Here is a 22,212-nt window from a genome sequence, read left to right on the forward strand (position 1 = left end):
CGGTGGCGGCGACTACGAACCAGTTTTGACAAAAACACACACGTGTGTCACTGACAGGCAGGAAAACGTTTATTCGCACGTGCGGTCACGTTCGGGTATGACTCGCCCGATTCTGGAGACCGAGGAGTTGACGAAACGGTTCGGCTCCCTCGTCGCAAACGACAAGCTCTCCGTGACCGTCGAGGAGGACACGATCCACGGCATCATGGGACCGAACGGCTCCGGAAAGTCGACGTTTTTCAACACCGTCACCGGCTTCTACCGCCCCGACGGCGGCACCGTCCGGTTCGACGGGGAGGACGTGACCGGGTGGAAGCCGGACGAGATCGCCCGGCGCGGGCTCGCTCGGACCTTCCAGATCCCGTCGCCCTTCGAGGACCTCACGGTCAGAGAGAACATGCTGGCGGTGTTCACCGGGGGGATCCGCTCCGGGATGCGGATCTCCGAGGAGAAGCGCGCCCGCGCCGACGAGCTGCTCGAACTGCTCGAGATCGACCACGTCGCCGACCAGGAGGCCGGCGGGATCTCGGGAGGGCAGGAGAAGCTGCTCGAACTCGGCCGGATTCTGATGCTCGAACCGGCCTGCGTGATGCTCGACGAACCCACTGCGGGGGTCAACCCCTCCCTCCGGAACCGGCTGCTCGACCACTTGGAGACGCTCAACGACCGCGGCACGACCTTCGTGATCATCGAACACGACATGCGCGTCATCGCGGACGTGTGCGACCGCGTCACCGTGTTCAATCAGGGACAGGTCCTCGTCGAGGGCGACTTCGAGTCGGTGACGACTGACGAGCGCGTCCGCGACGCCTACCTCGGCGGCGCCGCCGAGCACGACGCGTCGCTGGAGACGCTCATCGGCGAGGGGTCGAACGCGTCCGCCTCCGAGGAAGTCGAAGCCCCCGACGCTGGGGCGGCTACCGATGCCGGCGCCACGGCCGCCAACGCCGGGGCGGACCCCGCGTCGACCGGCGGCGCGGGCGTGGTTCCGGCGGGCGGCGCGAGCGAGGCCGCTTCGGCCGCGGCGAGTTCCACGTCCGCGCTCTCCGGGATCGGCGCGGAGTCCGACGGGGAGCCGTGGCTCGTCGGCGAGGACCTCGTCAGCGGCTACGGGAACCACCGAGTCGTCGACGGGGTCTCGATGGAGAGCCGGGACGGCGTGACCTGCGTCTTCGGGCCGAACGGGTCGGGGAAGTCGACGCTTTTGAAGACGCTCGCCGGCGTCGTCCCGGCGTGGGAGGGGCGGGTCACCCACCGCGGCGTCGACGTGACCGACAACGGGCCGGCCGAGAACGTCCACCGCGGCGTCACGATGCTCCCGCAGGACGGCGGGATATTCGGCGACCTCACCGTCCGCGAGAACCTCCTCCTCGGCGGCTACACCGTCAGTGACGGGGCGGTCCGCGAGGAACGGTTCGACGAGGTCCTGTCGTCGTTCCCGGAGCTCGAGGGCAAACTCGACGAGCGGGGCCGGTCGCTGTCGGGCGGCCAGCAGATGATGCTCAGCTACGGCCGCGCGATGATGACCGGCGCGGAGGTGTACCTCCTCGACGAGCCGTCGAGCGGGCTGGCCCCCTCCCTCATCGATCAGGTGTTCGAGATGACGCGGCGGCTCGTCGAGAGCGGCGCACAGGTGGTCCTCATCGAGCAGAACGTCCGTGAGGCGCTTCGAATCGCCGATTACGTCTACATCCTGGCACAGGGACAGCTCCAGTTCGAGGGGACCCCGGGTGACCTGACCGACGAGGACGATCTCGTCGAGCTGTATCTCGGACTCGACTGAACCGGCGAACCACGTCCCACGTCGATCGGCGCTCGCCCCGTCCCGCTTCTCCGACTGTCTGTCGATACCGCCGCTCAGTATCCGTCTCGACCGTCCGCTTCACGGTCCGTCCCGACCACCTGCTCCACCGCCCGCCCCGACCGCCTGCTCCACCGCCCGCCCCGACCGCCTGCTCCACCGCCCGCCCCGATCGCCTGCTCCACCGCCCGCCCCGACCGCCTGCTCCACCGCCCGCCCCGACCGCCTGTCACGGTCCGTAACTGAGATCACGATCTTCCGTAACAAACTATATGTGTACCCGTCACACACAGAAGGTATATGGGAGAGAATCCCGCGGATAGTGTCAGTAGACGGTCGTTTGTCAAGTACAGCGGTGCGGCCGGCGTCACCGGCGCCTTGGCCGGCTGTAGTAGTAACGGCGGTGACGGCGGTGACGGCGGCGACGGCTCTGACGGGTCCGACGGGAGCGACGGCTCTGACGGATCCGACGGGAGCGACGGCGGCGATGCCCCCGACGAGGTGATCATCGGTTCGAACCACCCGCTGAGCGGGGCGCTCAGCAACACCGGCGAGCGAATGGACGAGGCCGTCCGGCTGGCCGCGATGATGAAGAACGAGTCGGGCGGGATCGAGTCGCTCGACGGCGCGGAGCTCAGCGTCATCAGCGGGGACAACGAGGGCGCACAGGAGCTCGGCGGGGAGGTCGCACAGGAGCTCATCGACGACGGCGCGAGCGTGCTGACCGGCTGTTACTCCTCGCCGGTGACGAGCGCCGCGACCCGGACGTCGGAGAACGCGGGCGTGCCGTTCGTCATCTCGGTGTCCGTGGCCAACTCGATCCTCCGGGAGACGCAGCTCAACTACGCGTACCGACCCCAGCCGCCGGCGGATCAGATGGCGATCGACCACGCGCGGCTCCTCGCTGACACCATCCGGAACGCCGGCGAGGAGATCGAGACCGCGGGGCTGTTCTACATCGACATCAGTTTCGGTCAGTCGATCCGCGACGCGCTCCGGGAGGAGCTCCCGGCGAACGACATCGAGATCGTCGCCGAGACCGCCTACGAGCCGGGCGACACCGCCGACACGCAGGTCACGTCGCTCCGGGACGCGGACCCCGACGCCGTCATCGCGACCACCTACCGGTCGGGAACGATCGAGCTCGTGAACGCGATGGACAACCAGGACTACCGCCCGGACTACCTGACCGGCTGTTCGAACGCGGCGATGAACGACATCAGCGCGCTCGAGGAGATGGGCGACACCGTCGAAGGCGGGTTCGCGACCAACTTCGCGCTCGACCCGACCTCCGACCGCGCCGGAGAGGTCCGCTCGCGCTTCGAATCGGAGTTCGATTCCGGATTCGATGCCAACGTCGCGATGACGTACGCGGCCACCGAGGTCATCATCGCGGCGATCGAGGAGGCCGGCTCGGCCGACCCCGAGGACATCAACGACGCGCTCGGAGCGATCACCGTCGAAGACCACATCGCGGCGATGCCGCCGATCACCTTCGCCGACAACGGTGAGAACGAGAACGCGCTCGCGCCGCTGTTCCAGATTCAGGATCTCGAGGACCGCGTCGTCGCACCCGAGGAGTTCGCCGAGACCGACGTGCAGTTCTGACCCACATGCTCTCCTCGTTTCTTCCTGACGCCTGCTGTCGAGAAGCGGCTGCCGTCGCGCTCGCCAGTGCGCCCGACGTCCCCGCCAGTGCGCCCGACGTCCCCGCCAGCGCCGCCGACGCGCTCGGGGGGCTCGCCGCCCTCGCCGGCGCGTTCGACGCGCTCGGGACGCAGGCCGTGCTCGGCGTCTCGCTTCCGTCGCCGACGATCTTCGCCCAGTACTTCGTGTTCGCGGTGCTGCTCGGCGGGATATACGGGCTCGTCGCGCTCGGGCTGACGATGATCTTCGGCGTGATGGACGTCATCAACTTCGCGCACGGGGCGCTGATGGTGGTCGCGATGTACGCGGTGCTGGTCTTCTCGGACGCCACGGGACTCTCGCCGTTTTTCGCCATCCCGTTCGCCGTCCTGTTGCTGTTCGTCGTCGGCGTCCTCATCTACCGATCGACGATCGCGCCGATCATCGACGCGCCACAGGAGAACCAGCTCATCGTCACCTTCGGAGTCCTGTTGATCCTCATCAGCGCCGTCGAGATGGTCTTCGGCTCCGACCCGCAACAGCTCGGGCTCGACCTCGGCTCCCTCGAAATCTCCGGGGTCTTCGTTCCCCAGGGACAGCTGTACGCGCTCGTCATCGCGCTCGTCGCACTGGCGGGAACGTGGCTGTTCCTCCAGCGAACGATGCTCGGTCGGGCGATCCGCGGGACCGCCGACAACCGCGACGGCGCGCAGTACGTCGGGATCGACGTCCCTCGGATCGACGCGCTCACCTTCGGGATCGGCGCCGCACTGGCGGGACTCGCCGGCGGAGTCATCCCGCTGTTCCAGTCGTTCACCCCGGCGCTCGGCGACCAGTACCTGATAAACGCGTTCGTCGTGGTCGTGCTGGGCGGACTCGGCTCATTCCCCGGCGCGTTCGTCGGCGGGCTCATCATCGGCTTCATCCAAGTGTTCGGCTCGGCGTACCTAGGCGGCTCCACCTACCAAATCGTGATATTCCTCGCATTCATCCTCGTGTTGCTCGTGAAACCGGAGGGACTGCTCGGAGGGAGCGCCGATGAGTAACGCGCTCTCACGGGCCGTCGAGCGGTACGGCGCGTTCCGGGACGAGCGGTACGCGCTCCCCGTACTGGTCGCGGTGAGCCTCGTCGTGCTCGCGGCGATACCGTTCCTCCGACAGCTCGCGCTGTTCGGGTACGCCCCGCTGGGCTGGCTCAGCCTGAACATGCTCATCGTCACCCTCATCTGGGCGACGACCGCGCAGGCGTGGAACATCATGTCCGGGTACACCGGACAGTTCTCGTTCGGACACGCCGCGTTCTTCGGCCTCGGCGCGTACACGACGATCATCCTGACCGGAACGCTCGGGGTCTCTCCGTGGATCGGGATGCTGCTCGGCAGCGTCCTCTCGGGGATATACGGCCTGCTGATCGGCGCGCTGACCTTCCGCTACGATCTGGAGGGGCACTACTTCGCGCTGGCGACGCTGGCGTTCGCTGAGCTGTTGCGATACGTGTTCACGAACGTCCCGCAGCTCGGGGGCGCGAGCGGGTTCTTCAGGCCGCTGGCGCGCGAGTACGCCGACGGGCCGGGGCTGGCCGCGTTCCAGTTCACCGGCGACCTGCCGTACTACTACCTCATCCTCGGATTCCTGACGATCGTCACCGTCGTCTCGCTCGCGATCAACCGGTCGCAACTGGGCTACTACCTGTTCGCGATCCGCGAGCGGGAGCAGGCCGCGGCCGCGATCGGCGTCCCGACGTACCGGTACAAGCTGTTGGCCGTCGCCGTGAGCGCCTTCTTCACGGCGTGGCCCGGGGCGTTCTGGGCGATGTACTTCAACACGATCCGCCCGACGACGGTGTTCGAGCTGCTCGTCAACGTCGAGATACTCCTGCCGGCGATCGTCGGCGGGATCGGCACCGTCCTCGGCCCGATCGTGGGGTCGTTCGTCGTCATCCCCGTCGGCGAGTTCGTCCGGCAGTCCTTCTCCGTTCCCGGGCTGAACAACGCCGTCTACGGTGTCATCCTCATCGCGATCGTGTTGTACAGCCCGAAGGGCGTCGTCTCGTGGCCGTCCCGGTTCGTCGAACTACTCCGGTCGCGCACCGACCTGTTGGACGACGATGGCGCCTGAACACGAACGCGACCTCGCGACGTTCGCCGCGGAGCTAGAGACGGGAGCGATCCCCGATCGGGTCCGCGACCGGGCGGGGCTCACCGTTGCCGACACGCTCGGCGCGATCGTCGCGGGGTCGACCGACGACGCGGTCGGCGCGCTCGCGCGGCGCTGGACCGAGGGCGCCTCGGGCGGGGCGACGGTGCTCGGCGCCGACGGCGGCGAGACGGTCCCGCCGTTGGCGGCGCTGTGTAACGGCGCGGCGGGGACCGTACTCGAACTCGACGAGGGGCATCGGTTCGCGGCCGGCCATCCCGCGATCCACGTGCTGCCCGCGCTGTTGGCCGACGCCGAGATCGGATACGGCGACAGCGACGCGTTCGTGCGCTCGTTCGTCGCGGGCTACGAGGTGGCCGTCCGGACCGCCCGCGCGCTCGGGACGCTCCGATCGGGGTACCACCCGCACGGCGTGTGGGGCGCGGTCGGCGGGGCGGCCGCCGTGGCTCGCTCGCGCGGGCTCGACCCGGAAACGACGCGGTCAGCCATGGCCATCGCGGCGAACTACGCGCAACACACCCGGTTCGAGGCGGCGACCGAGGGCGCGACCGTGCGGAACGCCTACGCCGGCATGAGCAACCTCGCGGCGCTGGTCGCCGTCGATCAGGCGGAGGCCGGGTTCGGCGGCCTGGAGAACGGCGTCGCGCGACACCTCGAGCACGCCGCCGCCGATGGGGTCGACGAGGCGGCCCTCTCGACCGGGCTCAACGAGCGCTGGGAGCTGGAACACGGGTACTTCAAGATCCACGCCGCGTGTCGGTACACCCATCCGACGCTGGACGCCGTCGCGGCGCTCCCGGACGGGCTAGACCCGGCAACCGTGGAGTCGGTGCGCGTCGAGACGTACCCGGCGGCCGCGCGGTTGACGGAGCGGCGACCGCGGAACCAGCTGCAGGCGAAGTTCTCGATCCCCTTCGCGGTCGCGACGGCGCTGCTGCGCGGCGACACCGGCCCGACGGCGTTCGCGGACGAGGCGATCACGCCGGAAGCGATCGCGCTCGCCGAGCGCGTCACGGTCGCCGTCGACGACGAGATCGCCGCTCGGGCTCCCGAGCAGCGGGGCGCGCGGGTGACCGTCGAGACGGCGGACGAACGCTTCTCGCGGGAGGTCGCCGCGCCGCGGGGCGGCGAGCACGACCCGTTCGACGAGGCGCGGCTCGAATCGAAGTTCCGGGAGCTGGTCGCGCCCGTGATCGGCGAGGACCGGGCGGCCACGCTCTGGGAGGGCGCCAGGGCGCCGGAGCCGCCGCGCGTCCTCTGTACGCTCGCGCGGCGCTGAGCTCGCAGATTCCCTCCCGCGGCGCTGCCGCCGCCCCATACGCTTTTGCCCGCGACGCGCGTCACTCAACTATGGCAACACGACACACTCGAGAGTGGGAGCGAGCGGTCGCCGAGTTCCTCGCGTCGCCCGTCGACGACACGGCCCGCGAGCACGGGCGGGCGGTGGTCGCCGACGTGCTGGCGGCCGCCGTCGCCGGGTCGGCGGCGCCCGGGGTCGCCGGCGTCGCGAGGGACGCGGTGTTTTCCGGCGACGAGGCGTCGATACTCGGGACCGACCGGCGGGTCGCGCCGCCGCAGGCCGCTATGACCAACGCGGCGGCCGCCATCGCACAGGAGGTCGAGGAAGGGCACAACACGGGGGGCCACGTCGGCGCCGGGATCGTCGCCGGCGGGCTCGCCGCCGCGGAGGCGAACGACGTCGACGGCGAGACGTTCGTCGACGCCTGCACGCGGGCGTACGAGGTCTGCGTCCGACTGGAGCGGGCGATCTTCGCGATGAAAGACCGGATGAACGACGCGATCCCGTGGCTCGTCCGGAACCCGCACTCGACGTGGACGACCGTGGGACCGGCGGTGACGAGCGCCGTCTGTCTGGACGCGACCGCGGAGGAACTCGCGGAGACGTTCCGGATCGCCGCGAACCTCGCGGTGGTCTCGATGCACGACCCGTACGCCGAGGGCGCGCCCGCGCGGAACTTCACCGCCGGCTTCTCGGCGCAGGCCGGCGTGACCGCGGCGCTGACCGCGATCGCGGGGCTAGAGGGGTCCGGTGCAGCGATAGAGGAGGTGTACGACCCCTTCGAGGAACTGCTACCGGACGGGTTCGCCGGCCAGTTCGAGACGCTCGGCGAGGAGTGGGCGATCGCGGAGCACTACCTCAAACCCTACCCCTCTTGCCGGTACACTCACCCGCCGCTCGACGCGCTCCGCGAGGCGATCGACGGGCGGCCGATCGATCCGTCCGACGTCGAGGCGATCACGGTCAGAACGTTCGCCAACGCGACCGACATGTCCCACGCCGAGCCCGAGACGATGACCGCCGGGAAGTTCTCCGCGCCGTACGTGCTGGCGACGTACCTCTGTCGGGGGAGCGTCGACCTCGACGGCTTCACGGCCGAAGCGCTGGCGGACGAGACGGTCCGGTCCGTGGCCGAGCGGGTCGAGCTCCGCGAGGACGACGCGTACGAGGCGGCGTTCCCCGAGTCGTGGGGGGCGAGCGTCGCCGTCGAACTGCGCGACGGGACGACCCTGACCGGCGCGCGCGACTATCCCCGCGGCGACTACCGCGACCCCGTCCCCGACGCGGAGTACCGCGCGCGGAACCGCGCGCTGCTGGCGCACGGACTCTCCGGTGATCAGGGAGATAACGCCCGCGTCGACGAGGCGCTCGACGCCCTGGACGCGGTCGCCGAGCGCCCGATCCGAGAGACGGTCGCCGCGCTTCGGCCGTAATACTGAACAAACGTTTTGTCAAGCCGAACACACTCGGTAGATATTTCACTCGAGCGCGCGTTCCACCGAGTATGGCACGCGACGACACACCGAACGCGGCGTCGGTCGGGACGACAGAACGATCGTTCCGTATCCTCGAACGTCTCGGCGATCGGGAGGGGTGCGGCGTCTCGGAGCTGGCGGACTCCCTATCGATCTCGAAGAGTACGGTCCACAACCACCTCCAGACCCTCCGGGAGCTGGGATACGTCGTTCAGGACGGCGACGAGTACCGGCTCGGGCTGCAGTTCCTCGGGCTCGGCGATCGAGCACGCCAGCACCACGATCTGTACCACGTCGCCAAGCCCGAGACGGACAGCCTGGTCGAGGCGGTCGGCGAGCGCGCGCAGGTGATGGTCGAGGAGGACGGCGTCGGGATCTACGTTTACCAGTCGCTGGCGGACCAAGCGGTGCGGACGGACTCGCACATCGGGACCGTCGTCGACCTCCACGCGACCGCCGTCGGGAAGGCGTACCTCGCGCACTTCCCCGACGACCGCCTCGACACGGTGCTCGACCGGCTGGTGTTCGACGAGCAGACGCCGCAGACGCTCACGGACGCGGAGGCGCTGCGGACCGAACTCGACGAGATCGCTGAGCGCGGATACGCGTTCAACGACGAAGAGCGGACCGTCGGCATGCGAGCGGTCGGTGCGCCGATCCTGTCGGCGGACGACGGGCATGTCCTCGGCGCTATCAGCGTCTCAGGACCGACAACGCGGATGAACGGGACATGGTACCACGAGGAGGTCCCCGAGATGGTCGCGCAGTCCGCCCAGATAATCGGTATCCGCGCGACGTACTCGTAGGCGTTTTGCTCTGCAGAACTGCCGTTCGTCTCTACGTCCGATCGTGCGAGGCGTCGAAGTCTCCTCGTCAGTACGGCACGTCGGGAGTACGTATCATTACGGTAGTAAGATTGTAACGGAGATCGGCAGCGGACGCCGATCGGCTTCGGGGGAGACTCGAAGCGCTGTCGACGATCGATGACCGTAATGACCGCACGCGATCCGAATAATACCAATATATAGTATATGATCGAAATCCGGTAGATAGTGGTCTCTGAGATCGAACGCCCGCGTGATCGAGCGCAAACGATCGAGCGGAGACGACCGAGCGACGGTCACCTATGATGACCGTCTCGATCGCGTCGCAATCTCACCCACGGCGGCCTGTTCCGACGTCGAAAAGCGCTGATAGCGCGGTATCGACGCTCTTGAGCATCGACATCCCGCCGCTCGCGTCTCGGCCGACGTGCGCGGCTCCGACTGGGGTCCGCCCGTATCGATCGAGGAATGCGACCTCACAGACGTCCACAGCAGTCACCGATCTCCACACAACGAACGGTAGAAGGACTATCTCCCGTCAACACGGCATTTCTTCCAGTTACAGTGACAATTCTGAACGAACGCGCCGTGTGGACCACGTCCCGCCTCAAAGTCCGCGGCGATCGGAGGCTCTACTATATTTAAGAATAAATTCATATACCATAAATACTCAGTATTCAAACTATTCAAGTGCGCCGGCTCGCGGACCACAGGAACGCGGTTCCAGGCTTGCGCACCGATCCGGGCGGTCGAGGGGACCTGAAGTCCCGTTTCTGCCGCCGAGAAGGGTAAATATATAAATGTGTTTGGGAAAAGCTCCGATCCGAGATCGTATATTTAAGCAGCCGTCCCTGAGTGCGCCTCTCAGAGACGGTACCGGGTCTCAGTCATCAAACGGCTTACGTCGCCCGTCAGAGTCCGCCGTGAGTCACCGTTCGAGTCCGTTCGCTTATAACTCGGCGTTCAAACGCCGCGGCCCTGCAGTTTCTCCTCGTCGTCCATGTCCTCGTTCGACTGGCCCTTCATCCCCTTCCCGATGCCGGATGCGATATCGGCGAGTTCGTCGGGGTCGTCCCAGTTGTTGACGGCCTCGACGATCGCCGTGCCCATCGCCTCGGGGTCCTCCGCGCCGAAGATACCGGAGCCGACGAAGATGCCGTCGCAGCCGTGGTGCATCATCAGGGCGGCGTCGGCGGGCGTCGCGATGCCGCCGGCCGCGAAGTTGACGACCGGGAGCCGGCCCGCCTCGGCGGTCTCGTGGACCAGGTCGCGGGGAGCGCCGTGCTCGCGGGCCCACTTCTCGCGCTCCTCGTGGTTGAGTCCGGTGAGCGTCCGGATCTGGGTTTTGATGGTTCGCTGGTGTTTGACCGCTTGGTTGACGTCGCCGGTGCCGGCCTCGCCCTTCGTTCGGATCATCGCCGCGCCCTCGCGGATGCGCCGGAGCGCCTCGGGGAGATCGCGAGCGCCACAGACGAACGGGGACGCGAAGTCGCGTTTGTCGGTGTGGTACTCGTCGTCGGCGGGGGTGAGCACCTCGGACTCGTCGATCATGTCGACGCCGAGCGACTCCAGGATCTCCGCCTCCTTGCGGTGACCGATCCGCGATTTCCCCATCACCGGGATCGACACCTCGTCGATGATCTCGGTGACGTTTTCGGGGTCGGGCATCCGCGCGACGCCGCCGCGCTTGCGGATGTCGGCCGGGACGGCCTCGAGGGCCATCACCGCGACCGCACCGGTATCCTCCGCGATCCGAGCCTGTTCGCGGGTGACGACGTCCATAATGACCCCGCCCTTCTGCATCTGTGCGAAGCCGCGCTTGACTAGGTCGGTCCCCCGCTTCAGCTCCTCCAGATCCGTGGCCTCTGCCATATCGGAATGCTGGACCGCCGGCCACTTAACGAGTCGCTTTGCCGGGAGTTGGGGCGCCGTTCCCGACTCGAAACACCGGCTCTCCGCTCGCGGCTACCGCAACCGCGAGATCCGACCGCAACCGCGAAGTCCCTCGACGCAGAGATATGACCCGTGACAACCGGAGCCATCCTCGCCGGGGGGCGCTCGACCCGCTTCGGCGACCGAGACAAGGCCGTCGCCCCGCTCGCGGGCGTGCCGATGGTCCGCCGCGTCGCGGACCGGCTCGCCGGCGACGACGACCCCGTCCCGCCGGGCGCCGACCGCGCCGCCGGCGGCGACCCCGTCGTCGACGAGCTCGTGATCAACTGTCGGCCCGATCAGCGAGACGCGATCGAAGGCGCGCTCGACGGACTCTCCCTTCCCCTCCGCTGGGCGGTCGACGACGAGCCCGACTTGGGACCGGTCGCCGGCATCCGGAACGCCTGCCGGGCCGCCGCCGGCGAGTACGTCGCCGTCGTCGCCTGCGACATGCCGTTCGTCGACCCGTCGTTTCTCGACACCCTCCGCGGGGACGCCGCGGGCCACGAGGCCGCGATCCCCCGGCTGGACGACCGCTGGCTCCAGACGACGCAGGCGGTGTACCGCGCGGAGCCGACCGCGACCGCCTGCGAGCGCGCCCTCGCCCGCGGCGACCGGAAGGTGCTGGCGCCGATCGACGACCTCGACCGCATCGTCGTCGGCGACGCCGAGATCCGCGAGCGCACCACGGAACGGACGTTCACCAACGTCAACACGCAGGCGGAGCTCGCGGAGGCGGAGACCGCGATCCAGGAGGCGCTCAACGGCGCCGGCACTCGGTGATCGGATGGGTCCCGAACGGATCGCGGTCAGTCTCTCAACAGCTCGTACGCCTCGTTCAGCTCCTTGAACGCCGCCTCGTCGCCGCGCTCCCCGTCCGGGTGGAGCCGCTTCGCCCGCTCCCGGTAGGTGGACCGGATCGTCTCGCTGTCGGCGGTCCGATCGAGTCCGAGCGTCTCGTACGCCTCGCGTTCGGACATCCCGCTCGTCGGCGGCGCGCGGTCGCGGGGATCGCCGGCCTCGGCGCCTCCGGCTCCGGACGCGGATCGATCTCCGCGACCGCGAGTGCCTCCCGTCGCTCCCCGGCCGAACCCGCCGTCCGTCGCGCCGGCCGAACGGTACGCGGACCGGCGGTGTTCGGTGGCTCGCGCGCGCTGACGAGCCCGCGCGCGCTCTCCGGGGCCCACCTGCGCGGCCTCGCGTCGGACGCGGTCGCGGAGCCGACCGCTGGCGTGGTACCAGAGGAAGTACGAGACGATACCGAACGGAACGGCGACCGCCAACAGGACGGGGGAGACGACGACTCCGGCGACGAGCAGGAGGGCCGTCAGTCCGATGAACGTCGCTGCCATGCCGACGACGATCGCGCGGTTCGTCACGGGCTCTCTCGGGGCTCCAGCGTTGTAAGCGCTCGGGCGAGAGCCGAGCGCTCCCGTCGGATATCGGGAGGACGGAGGTCGTCCGATCGCGTGGGGCGTCCGGTCAGGCGAGCACGTCGTTTCCGCCGGAGCCGTTCCCGGAGTGACGGACGTACTGGACCGCGATCCCGGCGACGAAGACCGCCGCGAACGCGGCGTTGGAGAGCGCAGCCTGCTCGACGAACGCCACGGGTTCGCCGGCGGCGACGGCCCGCCAGACGGGGACGGTCATGGCCACGAGCCCGGACCCGAGCGCGACGAGCGACAGCGTGATGATGTAGTCGTAGTACCGCATCGCCAGCAGTCCGGCGACGGCGCCGACGACGACGGCGATCAGCAGGAACTGCTGGAACTCGGGCTGGGAGAGCAGCGACGACTCGACCGCGGCGTCGACCGCGACCGCGTCGAGCCCGGACGCCTCGGGATCGTAGAACCGCCGCAGGAGCGATTCGCCGGCGGTCATCACCAACACCGCGAGGGTCGCGAAGACGAACGCCGCGATCGACACCGCGAACCGCGCCGCCAGCGGGATCAGGATCCGGCCGAGCACGGTGCCGATCAGCACGGCCGCCCCGGCGAGGACCACCCGCTGTCCAGCGGCCGGCGGGGCCGCCATGAACTCGGGGAGCACCACCCAGCCGACGAACCCGCCGACGATCGCGCCGCCGAGCCAGCTGATCCACCCGAGCACGTGGTCTTTGAGGTCGTACGCGCTGACGACCAACACGGCTCCGACGAGGGTGTTCACCGCGAGCACCGCAAGAGATATCGGATCTAGTGAAAGTGACATACGCTGACACCATTCGTCGACCGACTTAGTTGTGCGGATTCGGGCGATTCCACCGCCCGGCTCCGCACCGTTTATGCCCGCGGGCGACCGGATCCGTGGTATGCCGACTGCGGACCGCGAGACGGTGACCGGGCTCCCGCCGGGGATCGCCGCCGCCCGCGAGGAGCTGACGCCGATGCTCTCGCAGTACGCCGACCTGTGTGCGGCCCACGAGGACGCCCTCGTGCTGTTCCAGGTCGGCGACTTCTACGAGGCGTTCTGCGAGGCCGCCGCGGCGGTCGCCCGCGTCTGCGAGGTGACGCTGACGGAGCGCTCCGACTCGACCGGCGACTACCCGATGGCGGGGATCCCCATCGACAACGCCGCGCCCTACCTCGAATCGCTGCTCGACGCGGGCTACCGCGTCGCGCTCGGCGACCAGGTCGAGGACGCCGAGCAGGCGTCCGGCCTCGTCGACCGCGCGGTGACCGAGGTGATCACCCCCGGGACCGTCGTCGAGGACGAGCTGCTGGAGGCGGGGACGACGAACTACGTGGCGGCGGTGGCGGCCGGAGATAGGGACGGTGGAACCGCCCCCGAGCCGGACCCGGTCGGCCTCGCCGCCGTCGACGTTTCCACGGGCGAGTGTCTCGTCACGTCGGGCGACCGCGACGCGGTAGCGGAGGAGCTCGACCGGATCGCGCCCGCGGAGCTGATCGCGGGACCGGACGCCCCCGACTTCGAGCCCGCCGACGCCCAGCACGGGTGGACGACCCACGCCCACGACCCCGGCGCCTTCGAGCGGCGGGCCGCGACGGAGCGGCTGGAGCCGTACCTCCCGGCCCCCGACCGCCGGTTCGACGGCGACGCGGAGCTCCGCGCCGCCGGGGCGGTGCTCGCGTACGCCGAGTACACGCAGGGCGACGACGGTCCCCTCTCGTACGTCACTCGGATCCGGCGGTACGACCCCCGCGACCGGCTCCGGCTCGACGCGGCCGCCCAGCGCAGCCTCGAGCTGTTCGAGAACCGCGGGCTGGGCGCGAGCGACACCCTGTTCGACGCCCTCGACGAGACGAGTTGCGCGCTCGGCCGGCGGTGTTTAGAGCGGTGGCTCCGTCGCCCCCTCGTCGACGCCGACGCGATCCGGAGCCGCCACGACGCGGTCGGCGAGCTGGCCGACCGCACCCTCGTCCGCGAGGGGCTCGCCGACGCGCTCGGAGCCGCCTACGACCTCGAACGCCTCGTCGGCCGGATCTCTCGGGGACGCGCCGACGCCCGCGACCTGCGCTCGCTGCACGCGACGCTCGCGGTCGTCCCGGAGCTGAAGGCGACGCTGGCGGGGGCGGAAGACGGCGCGGGAGGACCGGAAACCGACGGTGACGCCGACCTCCCCCGCACCGACCACCTCCGCGATCTCCGCGACCGCCTCGACGAGCTGACCGAGGTCCGGGAGCTGATCGACGACGCGATCGCGACGAATCCCCCACCGGAGATCACCGAGGGCGGCGTCATCCGCGAGGGGTTCGACGACGACCTCGACGAGCTCCGCGCCACCGAGCGCGAGGGGCGCGAATGGGTCGCCGACCTGGAAGCGAGCGAGCGCGAGCGCACCGGGATCGACTCGCTGTCGGTCGGCCACAACCAGGTCCACGGCTACTACATCGAGGTGACCGACGCCAACCTCGACCGCGTCCCCGACGACTACCGCCGCCGACAGACGCTGAAGAACAGCGAGCGCTACTACACGCCGGAGTTGAAGGAGCGCGAGGAGGAGATCGTCGGCGCCGCGGAGCGCGCGGACGCCCTCGAGTACGAGCGGTTCGTCGACGTCCGCGAGCGCGTCGCGAGCGAGACGGAGCGGATCCAGGGGCTCGCGGACGCGGTCGCGGAGCTCGACGCGCTCCGCTCGCTGGCGACCGTCGCCGTCGAGGGCGACTACGTCCGCCCGGAGATCGTCGACGACCCCGACGCAGGCGTCGAGATCGAGGGGGGTCGCCACCCGGTCGTCGAGCGCGCCGAGGAGTCGTTCGTCCCGAACGACGCCGACCTCCCGCGCGGGTCGATCGCGGTGATCACGGGCCCGAATATGAGCGGGAAGTCGACGTACATGCGGTCGGTCGCGCTCGCGGTCGTGCTCGCGCAGACCGGCTCGTTCGTCCCCGCGCAGGCGGCCTCGCTCCCCGTCTTCGACCGGCTGTTCACCCGCGTCGGCGCCTCCGACGACATCGCGGGCGGGCAGTCGACGTTCATGCGCGAGATGAGCGAGCTGACGGAGATCCTCCACGACGCCGGGCCGAGTTCGCTCGTCCTCCTCGACGAGGTGGGGCGCGGCACCGCCACGACCGACGGGCGCGCCATCGCCCGCGCCGCCGCCGAGTTCATCCACGACGAGCTGGGCGCGACCGCCCTGTTCGCCACGCACTACCACGACCTAACTGACCTCGCGGAGGAGCGCGAGCGCGCCTTCAACCTCCACTTCACGGCGACCCGCGAGGACGGCGACGTGACGTTCCTCCACCGGGTCGTCCCCGGTGCCTCCTCCTCCTCGTACGGCGTCGAGGTCGCCGAACTCGCCGGCGTACCGGCCCCCGTCGTAGATCGGTCCCGAAACCTCGTGGCCGCGGAGACGGGCGACGCGGAGGCCGCCGACGCCGAAGGGACCGATACCGGGACGAACGGAGCCGATCCCGCGGCCAACGGCGACGGGGGGGACAACGCCGACGGGGGCGACGACGCCGACGCCTCGCTGCGGGAGTTCCTCGCGGAAGAGGAGGGGACGGAGAGAGGAGAGGAAGACGAGGGCGACAGAGCGTCCTCTCCCGACGCGCCCGCGAGCGACGACGACACCCATACCGACCGGTCGGCCGGTTCCGCGGTCGACCTGACCGCCGCCCTCCGCGACCTCGATCTCGCCCGGATGACGCCGATCGAGGCGCTGAACGCCCTCCACGACCTTCAGTCGCGAGTCGACGATGACGGGTGAGGAGCGCCCGGTCGGCGGGAGCGAGCGAGAACCGGACCGCGTCCGCCGGCTCGACCCCGCCACCGTCGACCGGATCGCCGCCGGCGAGGTGGTCACCCGCCCGGCCCGCGTCGTCGGCGAGCTGATCGACAACGCGCTCGATGCCGGCGCCTCGCGGGTCGAGGTCGCGGTCGAGGGCGACGGCACGGACCGGCTTCGGGTTGCCGACGACGGTCGCGGGATGAGCCGCGAGGACGCCCGGATCGCCGTCGAGCGCCACGCGACGAGCAAGCTCGCGCCCGACGGCGACCCCGTCGGCGTCGACTCGCTCGGCTTCCGGGGCGAGGCGCTGGCGGCGATTTCCGAGGCCGCGCGGCTCGAACTCGTCACGAGCGACGGCGACGCGGTCGGGACGCGGGTCGTCGTCGACGGGACGACGAGCGACGGTGGTGCTGAGGGTCCGACCGTCAGCGACGCCGGGCGCGCCCGGGGGACCACCGTCGTCGTCGAGGACCTGTTCGCGAGCCGGCCCGCGCGCCGGGAGTCGCTCGCGGGGTCGGCGGCCGAGTTCGCGCGGATCTCCTCGTTAGTCGCCGACTACGCGCTGGCGAACCCCGCGGTGGCGTTCGCGCTGGAGCACGACGGGTCGCGGACGCTGTCGACGCCGGGGTCCGGGATCACGGAGGCGCTGCTCGGCGTGTACGACCGCGAGACCGCGAGCCGGTCGACGGAGGTCGCTGCGAGCGTCGAGATCGAGGGGGACGGGGGCGCGTCGACCGGGATCCGGGTGTCCGGTGCCCTCGCGTACCCCTCGGTGACGCGCTCCTCGCGCGACCACGTCCGGGTCTCGGTGAACGGACGTCCCGTGCGGAACGACCGGCTCGCGGCCGCGGTCCGGGCGGGGTACGGCCGCCTGCTCCCGGACGGTCGCGAGCCGGTGGCGGCCGTGGACGTGTCGCTGCCGCCCGCCCGCGTGGACCCGAACGTCCACCCGGCGAAGCGCGAGGTCGGGCTCCGCGACGCCGACGCGGTCGCAGACGCGGTCGAGTCGGTGGTCGCCGACGCGCTCACGGGCGCCGACCTGCGGCGGACGGCCGAGGTCGACACCGGACTCGAGGGTGCGCTCGGTCCGGTCGGCGGCGACGAGGGTGAGCGTCCGGCGCCGTTCACGGACGCAGAGCCGATCGGGACCTTCCGCGACCTCTACGTGCTCGTCGAGGCCGGCGACGAGCTGCTCGTGATCGACGGCCACGCCGCTCACGAGCGCGTGAACTACGAGCGGCTCGCCCGGGCGTTCGACGGCGAGACGGTGCCGACCGCCTCGCTCGACCCGCCCGCGACCGCCTCGCTGTCGGCCGACGAGGCGGCGGCCGCGGAGGCGCACGCCGACGCCCTCGCCGCGCTCGGGTTCGAGACGGAGCCGTTCGGCGGCGGGACCGTCAGGCTCCGGACCGTCCCGGCGCCGTTCGGGCGGGCGGCCGACGCGGACGCGTTCCGCGACGCGCTCGCGACCCTCTCTGACGGGGAGTCGCCGCGGGACGCCCGCGAGGCGCTGCTCGCCGATCTGGCGTGTCACCCGTCGCTGAAGCGCGGCGAGATCGGGGCACTGACGCGCGAGGAGCTGCGGTCGCTGCTCGACCGGCTCGGCGAGTGCGACCGCCCGTACGCGTGTCCGCACGGGCGGCCGACCGTCCTCTCGGTGGACGAGGCGACGTTCGCGGCGGGGTTCGGTCGGGACCGGTGAGCGGTTCACCCCTTCGGCGGCACCGGAGGCGTTCGGATGATAACCGCCGGGGACGACGACGGCCCGGGGACGATCGCCGGACCGACGACGCGGAGCCGGTCAGGTGGGGCGCTCGCTCGCGCGTCCGTCGCTGCCGTTCGAGCGCTCGTTGTCGGCGTCGAGACGTTCGACGCGCTCGACGGTCTCTTGCGTCTCCGTCGTCTCCGGCGGGTACGAGACGGTCCGCTGCGGGTAGGGGATGGAGATTCCGGCGTCGGCGAAGCGGTCCTGGATCATCTCGACGGCGGTCGCCTTCGAGCGCCACCGCGCCTGCGGGGTCGGCGGCTCGATCCAGAAGCGGAGGTCGAGTAAGATCGCGGAGTCGCCGAACCCGGAGGGGATCACGTACGGCTTCGGGTTGTTGGCGATGGTGTCGATCTCGGTGAGGACTTCCTCGGCGATCTCGCTGGCCGCGTCGGGGTCGTCGTCGTACCCGATCCCGACCTCCATGTGGATCCGGAGCCGACCCTCGCGGCTCCGGTTCGTGATCGCCTGGTTGGTGACCAGATCGTTCGGGACGACGACGTACTCGCCGTCGAAGTTCCGCATGTGGGTGTTCATGATGGTGATCTCGGTGACGAACCCCTCCTCGTTGCCGATCTCCACCCAGTCGCCGATCTCGAACGGGCGCGCGAACATCAGCACGAAGCCGGCGATCAGCGATCCGAGCGTCTGGCGGGCCGCCATCCCGAGCACGATCCCGAGGAACCCGGCCCCGACGAGGAGGCCGCCGAGGTTCACGCCCCAGATCCCGAGGACGGTTATCCCCGCGATCACCAGCACGCCGACCTGCATGATCCGGCTGAGCAGCTGCTCCTGGTGGGCCGTGATGCGGTCGCTATCGGCCGAGAGGTCCTCGACGTACTCCTCTAACACGTCGCTCGCGACGTAGGCTGTGCCGAGGAGCAGCAGGGAGAGGAACGCCTGCGCGCCGACCGTGAGCATGTTCTCCGCGACCGGCAGCACCGCCACGACGACCGCGAACCGCCCCCACAGCGCCAGTATCGCGACGGCGGCGAGCGCGAACAGCGCGAGCTGGAGGAGGCCGACGAGCAGCCGCAGCCCGAAGGAGACCGGGACGGCCTCCCGCATCGCCTCGATCGAGTTCTCGCCGCGTCCGTCGAGGAATCGTTCCAGCCAGCGCGTCGTGACCCGCTCACCGGCCCGGACGGCTCGGGGGAGGAGCAGCCAGCCGATCGCGAGCGTCGCGAGCAGGATCCCGGCGGTCACCGTGACGCGGGCCTCCGTGGTTCCGACGCTCCCCAACAGCGCGTCGAGTTGCGTTCCCAGTTGTGCGGTCACTGTCCGACGGTTTTCCCTCGCAGTTAAAAATGGTCCCCCGCGAGTATCGCCGGAGAGAACGGGTCGCGAAGCCGGAGTCACTGACCCCGGGTCAGCGGCCGCGACGGAGCTCCTCGATCAGCTGTTCGATGAGCGCGGACTGCCTGTCGAGCCGCTCGGACTGCTGTTCGACGGTGTGACGCAGCTCGGCCACCTCGGTCGCGAGATCCTCGCCCTCGACGCCGGCGCTCTCGAACGGCGAGCCGTCGAAGGCGTCCGCGTCGGCCGGATCGGCCGGAGCGTCGGAGTCGGTCGACCCGATCTCATCCGCCGTCGCCTCCCCCGCGGCGCCGCTTTCGAAGTCGGTCTCGGGCCGCGCGGTCCGATCCACGTCGACGCCCGGATCCGTTTCCGGGTTGTCGGCGAGCGGATCGTCGGCAAGCGAATCGTCGGCGAGCGAATCGGCGTCGCCCGCGCGGCCGGCGACCGGCTCCTCGACGGAGTCCGCGTCGCGAGCGTCTCCTGGATTCTCCGCGACCGACGAGGCCGACCCCTCGCCGCGCGTCGGCTCTCTCCCGGCCGCCGCCTCCTCTCCCACCGCCGGTTCGCCTCCGGACACCGGCTCCGTTTCCGGTACCGGTTCCGCTTCGGGTTCCGCCTCCGCGTCCGCGACCGGCGAGGCCGACAGCGGGTCCGGTCCCTCACCGAAGTCGGTCGTGCCGCCGGCATCTCCCGCGTCGGTGGCCGCGCCGTCGTCGCCCTCGTCGGCGACGGTCACGCGGAACTCTTCGAGGCTGTCGACGCCGTGGTACGCGCAGACGGCGTCGACGAGCGTCTCCCGGACCGCCCGGGCGGACTCGTTGGGCGCTTTGAACCGCTCGGAGCGCCCGTCGTGGGTCAACACGATCGCGGTCGCGACGGTCCCCTCCTCGAAGTCGAGGTCGGTGAGGTCGGCGTAGGAGAACTCCTCGAACTCCTCGTCCCAGACCGCGGATCCGACGTGTTTGACGAGGCGGTCGCTGGTGACGACGAGCGTGAGTTCGGAGAAGCGGAAGGTCTGAATGACGGACTCGCCGGGGTCGGTGACGCCCGTCGCCGAGAGAACGCCCGCCAGGATCGGGTGGAGCACGTCGTCGGCGCGCTTGGCCGGCACCGATATCGTCTCGTCGCCGTCGAGGCCGTAGCCGAGGGTGAGTTTCGCCTTGCGGCGACCCGTCGAAACCGCGATGCGCTCGACGTCGTGAGGGTACTCCGCGACCGACTCGTCCGAAAGCAGGCCGTCGCCGCGATAGACGAGCGTCTGCGTCGGTGTGACCGCGAGACGGTCGGCTCCCCCGAGCGGGACTTCGGCCACGATCTCCTCGTCGCCGACGGTCCCCGCGAGCAGTTCGGGAAGGCTCATATCCCGGATATCCGACCCGTCGGCCATAAATCCGCGGGGTCCGCGTCGGCGGCGGTCGCGGAGCGATCGGAGCCGGACTCTCGCGCCGACTCTGTCACGGATTCGCAACCTTCCGACGGATGGGAAGGTTAAAGGGTTTCATCGCGGTACGGGAAGGTGAGGCCGGGTGGCTTAGCTGGACATAGCGCCGCACTCATAGGGTTCGGAGATTCGGTGCGGTGACGCCTTGGAAGCGTCCGCGTCCTTCCCGTGGCTCCGCCGAGCCTCGGACCTGGGACATGCGGAGATCGTGGGTTCGGAGCCCACCCCGGCCACTCTACAGTTACTCAAGCCCCGAGAGGCGTCGACGTCCCGTCGCGAGTGACAGCCGATTCCCCGAACGCGGTGCCGGCCGAAACGCCTACCCATGAGCGACGCGACGGCGACCGTATGCAAGCGCGTGACCTGATGGAGCCCGACGTAAAGACCGTCGCTCCCGACGACGACGTGGCCGACGCGTTCAAGAAGTTCGCTCGGTACGACTTCAGCGGGTTCCCCGTCGTCGACGACGAGGAGCGACTGGTCGGCGTCGTCACCGAGTCTGACCTCGTGGACCTGTTCGAGCCCGACGACGAGACGCTGTGGATCCCGATCGGGCTCCCCCCGTTCGTCGACACGCTCACCTATCAGGTGAAGGCGCCGTGGGGCGACATCGATCTGGGCGTCGACATGCTCCGGAACGCCGACCGCCCGATCTCGGACGTGATGAGCATCGACGTGGCGACGGTGACGCCCGACACCGACGTGAACGAGGTGCTCGACCTGCTCGCCAGCGACGATCCGAACATCAACCGCGTGCCGGTCGTCGACGACGAGGATCGGATCGTCGGGATCATCGCCCGTCAAGACGTTATTCGGGCGTTCCGAGATAAGCGGCTGGCGTAGCCGATCTCTCGGCGTGAGAACGGTCCGGGGGTTTGATATTCAAATGACACGAATCGGCACGTATGAGCGACTCAAACCAAACTACGACGTTCGACGCCCGTACGGAACTCAAAGACGGCATGCAGGTCCACGCGGAGACCCGTCACTTCGAGTTCGTAGTCGACGAGCCGGAATCGCTCGGCGGCACGGACGCGGGGCCCAACCCGGTCGAATACCTGCTCGGCGCCTTGGGCGGCTGTCTGAGTATCACCGGACGCGTCGTCGCCGACGAGATGGGCATCGAGGTCGTCGAACTGAAGCTCGATCTCGAAGGCGATCTCGATCCGGCGAAGTTCCAGGGAGCTGATGTCGACGCCCGCGCCGGCTTCCAAGAGATCCGCGCGTCGGTCCAGGCGGAATTGCGGTCGAAAGACGGCGACCACGTCGACGACGACACCCGCGACGAGTGGCTCGATCGGGTCGAGCGGCGGTGCCCCGTGAGCGATAACCTCGCCGGAGAGACGCCGATCGCGCTCGATCGGTCCTAACTCGGTCCGGGGCTCTTTCGGTTCGACGGAG

General features: G+C 69.8%; 17 protein-coding genes and 1 tRNA gene. 13 read left to right on the forward strand and 5 right to left on the reverse strand.

Going from position 1 to position 22,212, the window contains the following annotated elements:
• The first annotated feature begins 97 nt into the window (after nucleotides 1–97).
• From FGL94_RS05970 to FGL94_RS06000, 7 genes are all read left to right on the forward strand, one after another.
• Nucleotides 98–1,783 carry an ATP-binding cassette domain-containing protein gene (locus tag FGL94_RS05970; protein ID WP_144922121.1) on the forward strand — a complete coding sequence of 562 codons (1,686 nt, stop codon included), beginning with the start codon at nucleotides 98–100 and terminating at the stop codon, nucleotides 1,781–1,783.
• Nucleotides 1,784–2,101: 318 nt separating this feature from the next.
• Nucleotides 2,102–3,409 (forward strand): substrate-binding domain-containing protein, encoded by a 1,308-nt coding sequence (locus tag FGL94_RS05975; RefSeq protein ID WP_144922124.1) that lies wholly within the window; start codon nucleotides 2,102–2,104, stop codon nucleotides 3,407–3,409.
• 5 nt (nucleotides 3,410–3,414) lie between these two features.
• Nucleotides 3,415–4,473, forward strand: coding sequence for a branched-chain amino acid ABC transporter permease (locus FGL94_RS05980; protein ID WP_144922127.1), 1,059 nt, complete (start codon nucleotides 3,415–3,417; stop codon nucleotides 4,471–4,473).
• Nucleotides 4,466–5,545, forward strand: a complete 1,080-nt coding sequence (locus FGL94_RS05985; protein ID WP_144922130.1) for a branched-chain amino acid ABC transporter permease — start codon at nucleotides 4,466–4,468, stop codon at nucleotides 5,543–5,545. Before FGL94_RS05980 ends, FGL94_RS05985 begins: the two co-directional genes overlap by 8 nt.
• Nucleotides 5,535–6,863 (forward strand): MmgE/PrpD family protein, encoded by a 1,329-nt coding sequence (locus FGL94_RS05990; RefSeq protein WP_144922133.1) that lies wholly within the window; start codon nucleotides 5,535–5,537, stop codon nucleotides 6,861–6,863. Before FGL94_RS05985 ends, FGL94_RS05990 begins: the two co-directional genes overlap by 11 nt.
• Nucleotides 6,864–6,934: 71 nt before the next feature.
• Complete coding sequence (locus FGL94_RS05995; RefSeq protein ID WP_144922135.1) at nucleotides 6,935–8,317, forward strand: MmgE/PrpD family protein; 1,383 nt, start codon at nucleotides 6,935–6,937, stop codon at nucleotides 8,315–8,317.
• 71 nt (nucleotides 8,318–8,388) lie between these two features.
• The gene (locus tag FGL94_RS06000; protein ID WP_144922138.1) at nucleotides 8,389–9,165 is read left to right on the forward strand and encodes an IclR family transcriptional regulator; all 777 of its coding nucleotides are present in this window, start codon (nucleotides 8,389–8,391) and stop codon (nucleotides 9,163–9,165) included.
• A 981-nt stretch (nucleotides 9,166–10,146) separates the two neighbouring features.
• Here FGL94_RS06000 and pdxS read toward each other — a convergent pair.
• Nucleotides 10,147–11,055 (reverse strand): pyridoxal 5'-phosphate synthase lyase subunit PdxS, encoded by a 909-nt coding sequence (gene pdxS / locus FGL94_RS06005; RefSeq protein WP_144922140.1) that lies wholly within the window; start codon nucleotides 11,053–11,055, stop codon nucleotides 10,147–10,149.
• 153 nt (nucleotides 11,056–11,208) lie between these two features.
• Here pdxS and mobA point away from each other — a divergent pair, with 153 nt between their 5' ends.
• The gene (gene mobA, locus FGL94_RS06010; RefSeq protein WP_144922143.1) at nucleotides 11,209–11,898 is read left to right on the forward strand and encodes a molybdenum cofactor guanylyltransferase; all 690 of its coding nucleotides are present in this window, start codon (nucleotides 11,209–11,211) and stop codon (nucleotides 11,896–11,898) included.
• 26 nt (nucleotides 11,899–11,924) lie between these two features.
• On the opposite strand, the gene FGL94_RS06015 is transcribed toward mobA, so the two are convergent.
• On the reverse strand, nucleotides 11,925–12,494 hold the full coding sequence (locus tag FGL94_RS06015) for a J domain-containing protein (RefSeq protein WP_144922145.1): 570 nt from the start codon (nucleotides 12,492–12,494) through the stop codon (nucleotides 11,925–11,927).
• A 103-nt stretch (nucleotides 12,495–12,597) separates the two neighbouring features.
• Nucleotides 12,598–13,323 carry a hypothetical protein gene (locus FGL94_RS06020; RefSeq protein WP_241659136.1) on the reverse strand — a complete coding sequence of 242 codons (726 nt, stop codon included), beginning with the start codon at nucleotides 13,321–13,323 and terminating at the stop codon, nucleotides 12,598–12,600.
• A gap of 100 nt (nucleotides 13,324–13,423) precedes the next feature.
• Here FGL94_RS06020 and mutS point away from each other — a divergent pair, with 100 nt between their 5' ends.
• A complete protein-coding gene (mutS, locus tag FGL94_RS06025) occupies nucleotides 13,424–16,285 on the forward strand; it encodes a DNA mismatch repair protein MutS (protein ID WP_144922148.1) in 2,862 nt (953 codons plus the stop codon).
• On the forward strand, nucleotides 16,275–18,008 hold the full coding sequence (gene mutL / locus FGL94_RS06030; protein WP_144922150.1) for a DNA mismatch repair endonuclease MutL: 1,734 nt from the start codon (nucleotides 16,275–16,277) through the stop codon (nucleotides 18,006–18,008). The genes mutS and mutL overlap by 11 nt, the downstream gene beginning before the upstream one ends.
• 99 nt (nucleotides 18,009–18,107) lie before the next feature.
• Here the strand turns inward: mutL and FGL94_RS06035 are convergent, their stop codons facing one another.
• Nucleotides 18,108–19,349 carry a mechanosensitive ion channel family protein gene (locus FGL94_RS06035; protein ID WP_186313341.1) on the reverse strand — a complete coding sequence of 414 codons (1,242 nt, stop codon included), beginning with the start codon at nucleotides 19,347–19,349 and terminating at the stop codon, nucleotides 18,108–18,110.
• A gap of 91 nt (nucleotides 19,350–19,440) precedes the next feature.
• Nucleotides 19,441–20,730: a DUF7115 domain-containing protein gene (locus tag FGL94_RS06040; protein ID WP_144922153.1), complete on the reverse strand. Its 1,290-nt coding sequence runs from the start codon at nucleotides 20,728–20,730 to the stop codon at nucleotides 19,441–19,443.
• Between the two features lie 160 nt (nucleotides 20,731–20,890).
• Between FGL94_RS06040 and FGL94_RS18200 the strand changes: the two genes are divergently transcribed.
• The 3 genes from FGL94_RS18200 to FGL94_RS06055 all read left to right on the forward strand — a co-directional run bounded on the left by FGL94_RS18200 (nucleotide 20,891) and on the right by FGL94_RS06055 (nucleotide 22,181).
• Nucleotides 20,891–21,044 (forward strand) — tRNA-Met (locus FGL94_RS18200).
• Between the two features lie 115 nt (nucleotides 21,045–21,159).
• Nucleotides 21,160–21,654, forward strand: coding sequence for a CBS domain-containing protein (locus FGL94_RS06050; protein ID WP_144922155.1), 495 nt, complete (start codon nucleotides 21,160–21,162; stop codon nucleotides 21,652–21,654).
• Between the two features lie 62 nt (nucleotides 21,655–21,716).
• Complete coding sequence (locus FGL94_RS06055; RefSeq protein ID WP_144922157.1) at nucleotides 21,717–22,181, forward strand: OsmC family protein; 465 nt, start codon at nucleotides 21,717–21,719, stop codon at nucleotides 22,179–22,181.
• The last annotated feature ends 31 nt before the right edge of the window (nucleotides 22,182–22,212 follow it).

The sequence above is a fragment of the Halorubrum salsamenti genome (assembly GCF_007671685.1).
GTDB lineage: Archaea > Halobacteriota > Halobacteria > Halobacteriales > Haloferacaceae > Halorubrum > Halorubrum salsamenti.

Bases quoted from the DNA above. Each gene is read 5' to 3' on its own strand.
- mutL (WP_144922150.1), top strand. From the start codon at position 16,275: ATGACGGGTGAGGAGCGCCCGGTCGGCGGGAGCGAGCGAGAACCGGAC.
- FGL94_RS06020 (WP_241659136.1), bottom strand. From the start codon at position 13,323: ATGTCACTTTCACTAGATCCGATATCTCTTGCGGTGCTCGCGGTGAAC.
- FGL94_RS05980 (WP_144922127.1), top strand. From the start codon at position 3,415: ATGCTCTCCTCGTTTCTTCCTGACGCCTGCTGTCGAGAAGCGGCTGCC.
- pdxS (WP_144922140.1), bottom strand. From the start codon at position 11,055: ATGGCAGAGGCCACGGATCTGGAGGAGCTGAAGCGGGGGACCGACCTA.
- FGL94_RS05975 (WP_144922124.1), top strand. From the start codon at position 2,102: ATGGGAGAGAATCCCGCGGATAGTGTCAGTAGACGGTCGTTTGTCAAG.
- FGL94_RS06040 (WP_144922153.1), bottom strand. From the start codon at position 20,730: ATGAGCCTTCCCGAACTGCTCGCGGGGACCGTCGGCGACGAGGAGATC.
- FGL94_RS05985 (WP_144922130.1), top strand. From the start codon at position 4,466: ATGAGTAACGCGCTCTCACGGGCCGTCGAGCGGTACGGCGCGTTCCGG.
- FGL94_RS05995 (WP_144922135.1), top strand. From the start codon at position 6,935: ATGGCAACACGACACACTCGAGAGTGGGAGCGAGCGGTCGCCGAGTTC.
- mutS (WP_144922148.1), top strand. From the start codon at position 13,424: ATGCCGACTGCGGACCGCGAGACGGTGACCGGGCTCCCGCCGGGGATC.
- FGL94_RS05970 (WP_144922121.1), top strand. From the start codon at position 98: ATGACTCGCCCGATTCTGGAGACCGAGGAGTTGACGAAACGGTTCGGC.
- FGL94_RS05990 (WP_144922133.1), top strand. From the start codon at position 5,535: ATGGCGCCTGAACACGAACGCGACCTCGCGACGTTCGCCGCGGAGCTA.
- FGL94_RS06055 (WP_144922157.1), top strand. From the start codon at position 21,717: ATGAGCGACTCAAACCAAACTACGACGTTCGACGCCCGTACGGAACTC.
- FGL94_RS06000 (WP_144922138.1), top strand. From the start codon at position 8,389: ATGGCACGCGACGACACACCGAACGCGGCGTCGGTCGGGACGACAGAA.
- FGL94_RS06050 (WP_144922155.1), top strand. From the start codon at position 21,160: ATGCAAGCGCGTGACCTGATGGAGCCCGACGTAAAGACCGTCGCTCCC.